The sequence below is a fragment of the Zeaxanthinibacter sp. PT1 genome (genome assembly GCF_028464225.1).
Taxonomy (GTDB): Bacteria; Bacteroidota; Bacteroidia; order Flavobacteriales; family Flavobacteriaceae; genus Zeaxanthinibacter.
In genome coordinates, this window is record NZ_JAQPCN010000003.1 from 103,248 (window position 1) to 117,712 (window position 14,465).

Below are 14,465 nucleotides of genomic sequence, written 5' to 3' on the forward strand. Positions count from 1 at the left end.
ATAAGATTTTAGAGAAGCAGTTGTTTGATAAACAGCTAATTACACAAATCAAAGCACATGATCTCCCTTTCCCCATGGCAATAAAGAGAAATACTCTATTAATATTCCAGGTAGTATGTCTGTGGATCTCATTTGCCGCGTACTCCCAGACTACCTTCACAGAAAGTGCTGCTGTCTATGGAATAAACATAGGCGGGAATAAGGACGGTGGTCATGCCTGGGCGGATTATGACCTGGATGGAGATTTTGACCTGGTGGTGAATACCCAGGGGCCTGGGTACCTGCTCAGGAACGACGGGGGTGTCTTTACAGACCAGACAGCAGCCCTGGCTCCCGACTTCAATAACGGGTCGCTGGAACGCACGGCACTTTTCGTCGATTTTAATAATGACGGTTACCCCGACATTTTCCGGAATAAACATAATGACATAAGAATCTATCTGCAGGACCCGGTTACAAACCGCTTCGGAGACGGAGCAGGGGGAACCCTGCCCAGCCAGCAATTTACCTCCTTTACAGATGGAATGAACACTGAAGGGGCGGGGGCACTGGATTACGATGGGGATGGGGACCTTGACATATTTGTGGATAACCATAATTTTGGAATAGATATCTTGCAAAATGACGGGAATGGTTTTTTTACCCATGTCACCCGTAAGACCGACAGCCCTAACCCACCATACAATGCTGCAGATCCAACCACCTGGCCCCTGGGATTGGTACAGGATGCCACCGATGGGGATTATGGTTCTGCTACGGATTTCAATGATGACGGCTGGGTTGACATTGTGGTGCGAAAGAAAAACCAGGTAGATCTCTTTACTAATGTTGGTGGTACTTTCCAGGACGGTGTGGATATTGACCAGGCCGATAATGGGAATAAAGGTTCTGTGGCTTTCTATGATTTTGATAATGACGGGGATTTTGATCTCTTCTGGACCGAGAACGGCAGTAACCAGATTCACCGCAATAACGGGGATGGTACCTGGACTCCCTTGGGCGCAGCAACAGGCATTCCGCTGAGCTTTGCAGGGCAGATTGAAGGTTTGGCCTGTGGGGACGTGGATAATGACGGTGATATCGATATCTTCCTTACAGGCAGTAGTACTACCAAATTATTCCTCAATCAAATAAATAACGGGGGAGGACCTATGTCCTTCATGGATTCCGGACAGGCTTTCAATGTTACTGATGGGCAAGGAAGCTCTTTTGTAGATATAGACCAGGATGGAGACCTGGATATCTATGTCAACCGGAAAGGAAACAATAGATTATTTATAAATAACCTGGGCCTAATGAACAGGAACAACCATTTATTCATCAATATAAAGGAAGATCGAGATGAATTGGGGTTGACAGGTTCGGAAGAACGATTCGGGGTTGGATCTACCGCCAGGATCCTGGACTGTGATGGGAATGTGATTTCCGGGGTCAGGGAGGTGAACGGGGGATATGGGCATGGGACCCAGCAACCGGGAATGATTCATTTCGGCTTGCCCGGCGGAGCAATTACTCCCATTGTGGTTGAAGTATCATACCCCAGGACCAGTTCGGGCAGGGTGATCGTAAGGCAACAGCTGCGGCCAGTGGATTACTTTAACGGGAATATCAACCTGCTGGAGGTCTTTACAGACCTTGCGAACCTGCCCCCGGTGGCTGAAAACGATTATATCACCGTGGTCCAGGATGGAAATGTAACCTTTGATGCCCTGGCGAACAACGGAGATGGCCCGGATTCAGACCCTGAAGGGGAACCCATGGAAGTGATATCGGTAACAGTGCCTGTAAACGGAACTGCGGTGATTAACGGGGATGGAACCATAACCTATACCCCGGACCCCGGGTATTCCGGGAATGACCAGTTCAGTTATACCATGCGGGATAATTCCAATTGTACGTTTACCGCCGAAGAGGATTCGGCCAACGTATATATCACTATCTCCCCGGATACGGACGGCGACCTGATCGCAGATCGCGATGACCTGGACGATGATAACGACGGGATCCCTGATACAGAAGAAATCGGCAAGATCATCAATAATGACCAACCGGATTGCGGTGGGGAGACGAACCTGGATTTTTCCCTGGCTCCGACCCTTGAATCCGGGACTGCGCTCACCCAGGGTGCAGTTTACAGGTTCCCGGATGTAACTACCGGGACAGACGCCCTGGTAACCATCGTGCAGACTTTTAACGCCACTGTGGCCAATATTGATAACAATGGCAGTGCCGCATCATCCTTTAAACCCCAGACCGCCTTTAGTTTCCCGAATACAGGGGACCAGGGATATATCGAATACAAGATGGAGTTCGTGAATTCCGGAGGCACTACCCCTGTGGTGATACCAAGGCTCTTCATAAATTTCAATGATATTGACGGGGGAGCTAATTATGCCGAGGAGAACTGGGCAGATAATCCCTCAACCTTCACAATCGATAACCCCACCGAACTTACGATGGGTACAGATGGGTCATGGGTCGTGGCCACCGGTTCCCTGATTGATCATCCCGGCTCCACCAACTCAGATCCTGAAGTCAACTTCACAGTAAATTATAATTCTGTTTCGGTGCTTACCATCCGCGTGGGTGCACTGGCCAGGGTTGATGGTGCTTCTGCAGGTGGACGACAGCACGCTATAGAATTTGCCTGTATCAATAATTATGTAAATCCGGAAACCTACGGTATAGACCTGGATTCTGACGGAATTGCCAACCACCTGGACCTGGATAGTGATAATGACGGCATATACGATGCCGTGGAAGCCGGCCACGACCGCGGCCATAGCAATGGCGTGGTGAACAGCACCTTTGGACTGAATGGACTTGCAGATATCGTGGAAACCAGCCCGGAAAGCGGGACCATTAACTATGGGATCACAAATTCTGATGGTACAGATCCCGAGGATTACCTCGATACGGATAGCGATGATGATGGTTGCAGTGATGCCAATGAAGCCTACAATGATCCTTCAGCAGATGGGGGAGACAATATGTATTACGGTACGGGAACTCTACCGCCTACCGATGCAAGGGGGCGGGTTTCAGCAGCTGCCTACCCTGTGCCTTCGGACATCAATACCAATTCGGTTGCAGATCACCAGGAAGCCGGGGCAGCCCCTGTAATCAGCGTACAACCCCCGGATACAGCAGTATGTCCGGGCTGTGATACTGTAATTAACGTGCTAGCCGGCAATGCAGATACCTATCAATGGCAGTATTTTGACGGCTCTTCCTGGGTCGATCTCAGCGATTCCGGTATATATTCCGGCACCCAGACAGCCACCCTGGTATTAAATAATGTGACTGCGGAAAACAACGGTGACCAATACCGGGTTTTAACTGCCAATACCATGTATATCTGCAGTACTGAAACCTCCACAACAGCTACTTTAATTTTACGAGTAAATACCGTGATATCTAACCGAAGAATTACCTACAGAGTCAACAGAAATTAGTCCCGACTCAAGGCTGTAGTTCATCGAATTTATACTCTGAATTGCCGGGAGATCACCCATCGTGAAGTATTGCAATAGTGGCCCTCATCGACCAACGAAACGGTCTGTAAAATGAAACAAAAATTAAACAAAACCTCAACTTTTCGCTGCTTGACCGTCTTAAAGGCTACTTACACAACAATTATTTTCCTAGGGTAAGCATACGGTTAAATTTGTATGGTATAAATAAATTGGACGTGAACCCCCTGAGTTTAACTCGGTTCGGAACATGACCAAACGTTGAAAAACTGAACCGACATTATGAAGTATCAACCAACCAAAATCTTCGCTGCATTAAAAAGACCGGCGAACCGCTCAAATCAAGCTGCCTGGAAATGGCATCGCATTCCTTCTAAGTCGAGCTGGATTCAGCAAAATTTCGGTACAATTTGTTCAGCCTGAGTTACAGGCCGGGATAGGGTAATTTCGAGAACAAAATGAATTTGAAGATTAAGAGTACAAGTAAAGATATGACCATGGGTAAGAAGATATTATTTCTATTGCTTCTGATATCCGGGACAGTATTCGCGCAGACTACGGTCAGCTTGCAGGATCAATGCAACTGTGAAGTCTTAAGCGGAACTGCTGTAACCTCCCCCGGGGCTGCCACCCCAACAGGTGCCGACGTAGGCGACATCTACGTGAACACCAACACCGGTATCATTTATTTCTGGGATGGGAATTCCTGGGAACTGACATCCTCCGATGATCAGCAACTCCAAAGTTTCAGCTTTAACCCTGCTTCCAGGATACTATCCTTACAGATAGAGAATGGCAATACGGTTACCGTGGATCTCTCCTTTCTTAACAATACAGGTACGGATGACCAGGTGGCCTCTGAAGTACTCTATAACAATACGGTTTCCGGTCTGCTGGCAGGTAATGTACAGGAAGCGCTTGACGAGATAAACGCTGCTACGTCTAATGTTGCATTAGTTGATAATAGTGACGGCACATACACTTTTACCGATGCCGATGGCACGGTTACAGTCATTTCAGATACGTCGATCTCTACCCTCACAGACAATGGTGATGGTACCTACACGTATACAGACGAATCTAATACCGTACAGACCATTGATACCAATGCGTCCAGTAATCCATATGATAATACTGTTTCCGGATTATTCGCAACCAATGTACAGGCTGCGATCGATGAGGTGAATGCTGCTGCGGGTACGGTTGCCCTGGTTGATAATGGAGATGGTACTTATGATTTCACAGATGCTTCGGGCAACGTAACTACCATTACTGATACTTCGATTTCTACCCTGGTGGATAACGGGGACGGAAGTTTTACGTATACGGCAGAAGATGGTACTGTGACCATTTTTACGGAGAGCCTTACCACTTTGGTGGATAACAATGACGGTACGTTTACCTATACTAACGAGGACGGCACCCCGCAACTGGTGAGGAAAGCCGATATGATCGATAATTTTGACGGCACCTATACCTTCACCAATTTTGGTGGAACTACGCTGAACATCAATACCAATGCGATCAGTAATCCATACGATAATACGGTATCCGGTCTGTTTGCGACCAATGTACAGGCCGCTATCGATGAGGTGAATGCCGCCGCAGGTACTGTAGCTTTAATAGATAACGGTGATGGAACTTATGATTTTACCGATGCTTCGGGAACAGTTACAACAATAACCGATACCTCTATCTCTACCTTACTGAATAACGGTGACGGCACTTATACGTATACCGATGAGAGCGGGGCGACCCAGTCTATCGATACCAATGCATCGAGCAATCCCTATGATAATACCACTTCCGGCTTACTGGCTGTAAACGTTCAGGACGCTATCGATGAAGTGAATGCCGCCGCAGGAACTGTAGCTTTAGTAGATAATGGTGACGGAACCTACGATTTTACGGATGCTTCCGGGACAGTGACTACCATCACGGATACCTCTATCTCTACACTGGTGGATAACGGCGATGGGAGTTTTACCTATACCGCGGAAGACGGAACCGTTACTATTTTCACGGAAACCCTTACGACCCTGGTAGATAACAATGATGGGACTTTTACCTACACCAACGAGGATGGAACGCCTCAATTGGTCAGGAAAGCCGATATGATCGATAATTTTGACGGCACCTATACCTTTACCAATTTTGGTGGAACTACCCTTAACATCAATACCAATGCCATCAGCAACCCTTATGACAATACGGCTTCGGGTCTTTTGGCGACCAATGTGCAGTCGGCCATCGACGAGGTGAACGCTGCTGCAGACACTGTGGCCTTAGTGGACAACGGGGATGGTACTTACGACTTTACGGATGCAGCCGGGAATGTGACTACCATTACCGATACTTCGGTTTCTACCTTAGTGAACAATGGAGACGGTACTTATACCTATACCGATGAGAGCGGGGCAACCCAGTCTATCGACACTAATGCCAGTAGCAATCCTTATAACAACGCTATCTCCGGCCTGGCAGCGACCAATGTGCAGTCGGCCATCGACGAGGTGAACGCAGCTGCGGGTACTGTCGCCCTTGTGGACAATGGGGATGGAACCTACGATTTTACCGATGCTTCGGGAACAGTTACAACAATAACCGATACCTCTATCTCTACCTTAGTGAATAACGGTGACGGGACTTATACTTATACCGATGAGAGCGGGGCAACCCAGTCTATCGACACTAATGCCAGTAGCAACCCTTATAACAACGCGATCTCCGGCCTGGCTGCCACCAATGTACAAGCGGCTATTGACGAGGTGAACGCTGCTGCGGGCACTGTTGCCCTGGTGGATAATGGAGATGGTACTTACGATTTCACGGATGCCGCAGGTAATGTGACCACTATTTCTGATACTTCGGTTTCTACCCTGGTGAACAATGGGGACGGAACCTATACCTATACCGACGAGACCGGGGCAACCCAGTCTATCGATACTAATGCCAGTAGCAACCCTTATAACAACGCGATCTCCGGCCTGGCAGCGACCAATGTACAGTCGGCCATCGACGAGGTGAATGCTGCTGCAGGTACTGTTGCCCTTGTGGATAATGGAGACGGAACATATGACTTCACGGATGCTTCTGGCAACGTGACTACCATTACCGATACCTCGATCTCTACCCTGGCGGATAACGGGGACGGAAGTTTTACGTATACGGCAGAAGATGGTGCAGTGACCATATTTACTGAAAGCCTTACCACTTTGGTGGATAACAACGACGGTACGTTTACCTACACCAACGAGGACGGCACCCCTCAACTGGTGAGGAAAGCCGATATGATCGATAATTTTGACGGCACGTATACCTTTACCAATTTTGGGGGTACGACGCTGAACATCAATACCAATGCCATCAGTAACCCCTATGACAATACGGCTTCGGGTCTTTTGGCAACAAATGTGCAGTCGGCCATCGACGAAGTAAACGCTGCTGCAGGCACTGTGGCCTTAGTGGACAACGGGGACGGTACTTACGACTTTACGGATTCAGCCGGGAATGTGACTACTATTACAGATACATCGATATCTACTATGGTCGATAACGGTAATGGTACGTATACCTATACCGATGAGACAGGGGCTTTCCAAATTCTCAATACAAACGCCTCTAGCAACCCATATAATAATCTGTTCTCAGGCTTAACAGCTACAAATGTACAGGCGGCCATCGATGAGGTAAATGCTGCTGCGGGAACGGTAGCCTTAGTGGATAATGGTGACGGAACCTACGAATTTACTGATGCTTCCGGTGCAGTCACTACCATCACTGATACCTCTATTTCGACCCTGGTCAATAATGGGGACGGAACTTATACTTATACCGATGAGAGCGGAGCCACTCAGTCTATCGACACGAACGCGTCCAGCAACCCCTATAACAACGCGATCTCCGGTTTAGCGGCTACCAATGTACAGGCGGCTATTGACGAGGTGAACGCTGCCGCGGGGACTGTTGCCCTGGTGGATAACGGGGATGGCACGTACGATTTTACGGATGCCGCAGGTAATGTGACCACTATCTCTGATACCTCGGTTTCTACCCTGGTGGATAATGGGGACGGGACATTCTCCTACACTAATGAAGTGGGTGCGGTTGTTACAATAAACATGGATGATGCGGATGCTGATCCTACCAATGAATATAATACAGCTGCCGGTATTAGTGCGGGTATCTTGGAAATAATTGATGGCGGAGGAACGCTCTCAACCAATTTAATAAGTTCCGAAGCTAGAAATGATATTAAAGTAGGAGCAGATGGAGCACTCTATTTAAATGTTGATGATGCCAAAAATGAAACGATTACCAATCTTGTGGATAATAATAATGGAAGTTTTACCTATACTAATGAAAAAGGTCCTAAAACCACAATCTGGAAAGCTGATATAATTGATAATGGAAATGGAACCTTAACATTTACCAATAACGATAATTCGGACGTTCTTCTAGATTTTACTGCATTTGGAATTTTATATGATAATTCCATTTCAGGATTATTAGCAAATAATACCCAAGATGCTATCGATGAACTTTCCGCAGGAAGTACAGACGATCAGAACCTGACCGGTGCTACGCTGGATGGAGCAAATGTATTGACCATAGGTATCGAAAATGGATCTTCTACCACAGTAGATCTTTCCAGCCTGGATAACAGCGGAACTGACGACCAGCTTATTACTACTACAGGAGCTGCGGGTAACCTTACTATAGAAGGTGGCAATTCCCTGACTCTGAATGTGGATGATGCGGATGCTGATCCTGCGAACGAATTCAATACGGGAATTGCAACCACTGCGGGAGCTCTTGAAGTCACTGATGGTGGCGGAACCGTATCGGCCAACTTGGTAAGTGCTGATGCCAACAACGATATTGTAGCCGGTACAGACGGGGCGCTTTACCTGAATGTAGCCTCGGTTTCCATGGCGGAAACGGTTACTAACCTGGTAGACAACGGTAACGGCACTATCACCTATACCAATGAAGATGGTACGCCACAAACTGTGAATAAGGCAGATATCACGGACAATGGTGATGGAACTTACCAGTTCACCAACAATGATGGATCTGATGTGCTCCTGGATACCAGGGCCAACACCAACCCATATGATAATACAGCTTCCGGACTTCTGGCTACCGATGTACAGGCGGCCATCGATGAGGTAAATGCTGCTGCAGGTACTGTGGCCTTAGTGGATAATGGGAACGGCACTTACGACTTTACGGATGCAGCCGGGAATGTGACCACCATTACAGATACCTCGGTTTCTACCCTGGTCGATAATGGAGATGGAACTTACACTTATACGGATGAGACCGGTGCGACCCAGTCTATCAACACCAATGCCAATAGCAATCCTTATGACAATACCACTTCAGGTCTTGTCGCTACCGATGTACAGGCGGCTATCGACGAGGTGAATGCTGCTGCGGGAACCGTTGCTTTAGTGGATAACGGGGACGGGACATACAACTTTACGGATGCAGCCGGGAATGTGACCACCATCACCGATACTTCTATTTCTACCCTAACAGATAATGGAGACGGAAGTTTTACCTATACCGCGGAAGACGGAGCAGTCACCATTTTTACGGAGACCCTGACTACCCTGGTGGATAACGCGGACGGGACCTTTACCTATACCAACGAGGATGGTACCGCGCAGATGGTTCGTAAGGCCGATATGATCGATAATTTTGACGGGACCTACACCTTTACCAATTTTGGTGCTACGCTCCTCAATATTGACACCAATGCAGCGAGCAACCCATATGACAATACTGCTTCCGGCCTCCTGGCAACAGATGTGCAGGCAGCCATTGACGAAGTAGTTTCGGGAAGTTCTGATGATCAGAACCTGACCGCTGCTACCCTGGATGGAAGTAATTTATTGACCATTGATATTGAGAACGGCGGTTCTACCTCTGTAGACCTGTCCAGCCTGGATAACCCCGGGACAGATGACCAGACGGCCGCAGAGGTCACTTATGATAATACGGCATCCGGCTTACTGGCTGCCGATACCCAGGCTGCCATTGACGAGATCGTGGCGAATAGCTCGGATGATCAGCAGATATCTACTACCGGTGCAGCTGGTAACATTACCATAGAAGATGGAAACACTTTAAATCTTAATGTAGACGATGCAGATGCAGACCCTGCCAATGAATTTAACACAGGATCCGGAATTACTGCAGGTGCTTTGGAGATCACTGATGGGGGCGGAACAGAATCCGTGAACCTGATCAGTGCTGATGCCAACAACGATATAACATCAGGAACTGATGGTGCCCTGTATCTTAACGTTGCTTCTGTAACTATTTCAGAAACGGTAACCAATATTGTGGACAACACCGACGGCACCTTTACCTATACCAACGAGAGTGGTGCAGCGCAGACGATCAGCAAGGCCGATGTTACAGATAATGGTGACGGTACTTACACCTTTACCAACAATGACGGTTCTGATGTAGTGATCAATACTGTTGATGCCGATTCAGATACTACCAACGAATTACAGACCATTTCCAGGGCGGGAACTGATGTTACCCTTTCTGATGGTGGAGGAACTATTTCTATAGCGGATAACGATAACGATTCAACCAATGAGATTGAACTGCCGGTGGGCGGGGCAGGAGGGCAAGTACTGTCTACGGACGGTGCGGGGAACTACTCCTGGATCAATGATAATGGAGGAACGGACGATCAGACTGCAGCCGAGGTTACTTATGATAATACTACTTCCGGCTTGCTGGCTGGGAATACCCAGGATGCTATAGATGAAATTGTTTCGACCAGCTCTGACGACCAGAACATCAGTGGTTCTAACCTGACAGGAACTAATCTGACTATAGGGATTGAGAACGGGACTTCCGAAGTGATCAGTTTAGCTTCTCTGGTGGATGATGCGGATGCCGACCCGACCAACGAAATTGAACTGCCAGCGGGTGGAACAGGAGGACAGGTATTATCCACGGACGGTGCCGGGAATTACTCCTGGATCAACGACAATGGAGGTACGGATGATCAGAACCTGACGGCTGCTACCTTAAATGCCAGTAACATATTACAAATCGACATCGAGAATGGAACTTCTACTACGGTAGACCTTTCCAGCCTGGATAACAGTGGTACGGATGACCAGAATATCAGTGGCTCTAACCTGACCGGAACTGACCTGACCATAGGAATAGAGAACGGAACCTCAGAGGTGATCAGTTTAGCTTCTTTAGTGGATGATGCCGATGCAGACCCGACCAACGAATTCCAGACCATTACCAGGGCAGGTACAGATGTTACCCTTTCTGATGGCGGAGGAACTATTTCTATTGCCGATAACGATAACGATTCGACCAACGAGATCGAACTGCCTGTGGGTGGAGCAGGTGGACAGGTACTATCCACGGACGGTGCCGGGAACTACTCCTGGATCAATGATAACGGGGGAACGGATGACCAGACCGCTGCCGAGGTTACTTATGACAATAGTACATCCGGCTTATTGGCCGGGAACACACAGGCTGCTATTGACGAGATTGTTTCCACAAGCTCTGACGACCAGAATATCAGCGGATCCGGTTTATTAGGAACAGTACTGACTATCGGTATTGAGAACGGTGCCAATGAGACTGTAGACCTGGCGACAATCAATACTGATGACCAGACCCTGTCAACCAGCGGTGCAGCAGGGAATATTTCTATAGAGAATGGAAATACTCTGAACCTGAATGTAGACGATGCTGATGCGGATGCGACAAACGAATTTAACACCGGCCTGGGTATGAACGCCGGTTCAGTACAGCTGACCGATGGAGGAGGAACACTTTCTACCAGTCTTATCAGTACGGATGCTAATAACGATATAGCAGCAGGAACAGACGGGGCATTGTACCTGAATGTAGCTTCGGTAACCATTTCCGAAACGGTTACCAATATCGTGGATAACACTGACGGTACCTTTACCTACACCAACGAGAGTGGTGCAGCACAGACGATCAGCAAGGCCGATGTTACGGATAACGGTGACGGCACTTATACCTTTACCAACAATGACGGTTCTGATGTGGTGATCAATACTATTGATGCCGATTCGGATGCTGCAAACGAATTACAGACGATTTCGCGTGCCGGTACAGATGTTACCCTTTCTAATGGAGGGGGAACCGTATCCATTGCGGATAACGATAACGACTCGACCAACGAAATTGAACTGCCTGCGGGTGGAGCAGGAGGGCAGGTATTGTCTACGGACGGTGCCGGGAACTACTCCTGGATCAATGATAATGGAGGTACGGACTCGCAGACCTTAAGCCTTGCCGGGAACAACCTGAGCATCAGTAATGGAAATTCTATCGATATCAGTACTATTGATACTGATACCGATGACCAGACCTTATCCCTGGCTGGGAATACCCTCTCTATTGCAGACGGGAATAGCGTAGACCTGACACCATTTAACAATAGTGGAACAGATGACCAGAATATCAGCGGATCCGGATTATTAGGAACAGTACTGACTATTGGTATCGAGAACGGAACCAATGAGACCGTAGACCTGGCAACCATCAATACGGATGACCAGGGTGTGGATACCTTTAACTTTAATGGTGTCACTAACCAGCTGACCCTGGAAGTTGAAGCCGACGGCCAGCCTGCTCACGTGGTAGACCTTTCGGCCCTGGATAACAGTGGAACGGATGACCAGACCTTGTCTACAACCGGTGCAGCGGGGAACATTTCTATAGAAGATGGAAATACCCTGAACCTGAATGTGGACGATGCGGATGCCGATGCCGCGAATGAATTACAGACCATTTCCCGCGCCGGTACAGATGTTACCCTTTCTAACGGAGGGGGAACCGTATCTATCGCAGATAACGATAACGACCCGACCAACGAAATTGAACTGCCGGTAGGCGGGGCAGGAGGACAGGTATTGTCTACGGACGGTGCCGGGAATTACTCCTGGATCAATGACAACGGCGGATCGGATGACCAGAACATCAGCGGATCAGGTCTTGCCGGAACGGTACTGACTATCGGTATCGAGAACGGTACCAACGAGACTGTAGACCTGGCAACAATTAATACAGACGACCAGAATATCAGTGGTTCTAACCTGACGGGAACTAACCTGACCATCGGTATCGAGAACGGGACTTCTGAAGTGATCAGTTTAGCTTCTCTGGTGAATGATGCCGATGCAGACCCGACCAATGAAATTGAACTGCCTGCAGGTGGAGCAGGAGGACAGGTATTGTCTACTGACGGTGCCGGGAATTACTCCTGGATCAATGATAATGGAGGTACGGATTCACAGACCTTAAGTCTTGCCGGGAATAACCTGAGCATAAGTAACGGAAATACTATCGACATCAGCAGTATCGATACCGATACGGATGACCAGACCTTATCCCTGGCCGGGAACACCCTCTCTATTGCTGACGGGAATAGTGTAGACCTGACTCCATTTAACAATAGTGGAACGGACGATCAGAACATCAGTGGTTCTAACCTGACAGGTACTAACCTGACCATAGGGATAGAGAATGGAACTTCAGAGGTAATCAGTTTAGCCTCTTTAGTGGACGATGCCGATGCTGATGCTTCTAACGAATTACAGACAATCTCACGCGCCGGTACAGATGTTACTCTTTCTAATGGAGGGGGAACCGTATCGATCGCGGATAATGATAACGACTCGACCAACGAGATCGAACTGCCTGCGGGTGGTGTAGGAGGACAGGTATTATCCACGGACGGTGCCGGGAACTACTCCTGGATCAATGATAATGGGGGGTCTGATGATCAGAATATCAGTGGTTCCGGTCTTGCCGGAACGGTACTGACAATTGGTATCGAGAACGGTACCAACGAGACCGTAGACCTGGCAACCATCAATACGGATGACCAGGGTGTGGATACCTTTAACTTTAATGGTGTCACTAACCAGCTGACCCTGGAAGTTGAAGCCGACGGCCAGCCTGCTCACGTGGTAGACCTTTCGGCCCTGGATAACAGTGGAACGGATGACCAGACCTTGTCTACAACCGGTGCAGCGGGGAACATTTCTATAGAAGATGGAAATACCCTGAACCTGAATGTGGACGATGCGGATGCCGATGCCGCGAATGAATTACAGACCATTTCCCGTGCCGGAACGGATCTTACCCTGTCTAATGGAGGAGGAACCGTATCGATCGCGGATAACGATAACGACTCGACCAACGAGATCGAACTGCCTGCGGGTGGAGCCGGGGGACAGGTACTCTCTACGGACGGTGCCGGGAACTACTCCTGGATCAACGACAATGGTGGGACGGATGACCAGAACCTGACAGGGGCAAGCCTCAATGCGAGCAATATCCTGCAGATCGATATCGAAAATGGCGGTTCTACTACCGTAGACCTGTCCAGCCTGGACAACAGCGGTACGGATGACCAGAACATCAGCGGCTCCGGCCTGGCAGGTACGGTACTGACTATCGGGATAGAGAATGGCAGCAACGAGACGGTAGACCTGGCAAGCATCAACACCGATGACCAGTATGATGACGAGGTTCTGTTAAGAACTCCGATAGACATGGATGAGGCGGAAGTAGCTTCACCTACACTGGAGACCAACGTAGAAGAGGTGATCCAGGCCATAGCGCCCATTACCTCAAAAGCGGCAAGGATTTTTTATCCTCCTTCTATTGCTGTAGATGCCTCAACTAATGGAAGTTTCAGCGTGGATCTTTATGCACAGTATACAGCCCAGTTTGCTACACCTGCTGTTGCCAGCACAGGAGCTCCTGCTGCGGTACCTACCTATGCCGCAGGAGAATTGTATTACTATGTCACTTATGCAGACCCGGCAGTTTTTGCCAATATGAGTATTGATGCCAACGGGGTACTGTCTTATGATATCATCGGACAGCCGGCAGATTATAATTCATTGATCAACGTGGTCTTCGTCGTAAAATAATACCTAAAACAATAAA

General features: G+C 48.4%; 2 protein-coding genes. Both read left to right on the plus strand.

From position 1 onward, the window contains the following. The first annotated feature begins 74 nt into the window (after positions 1–74). Positions 75–3,455, plus strand: a complete 3,381-nt coding sequence (locus PP178_RS09915; RefSeq protein WP_272594187.1) for an FG-GAP-like repeat-containing protein — start codon at positions 75–77, stop codon at positions 3,453–3,455. Between the two features lie 476 nt (positions 3,456–3,931). Further along, positions 3,932–14,449 (plus strand): hypothetical protein, encoded by a 10,518-nt coding sequence (locus PP178_RS09920; RefSeq protein ID WP_272594188.1) that lies wholly within the window; start codon positions 3,932–3,934, stop codon positions 14,447–14,449. Positions 14,450–14,465: the final 16 nt, after the last annotated feature.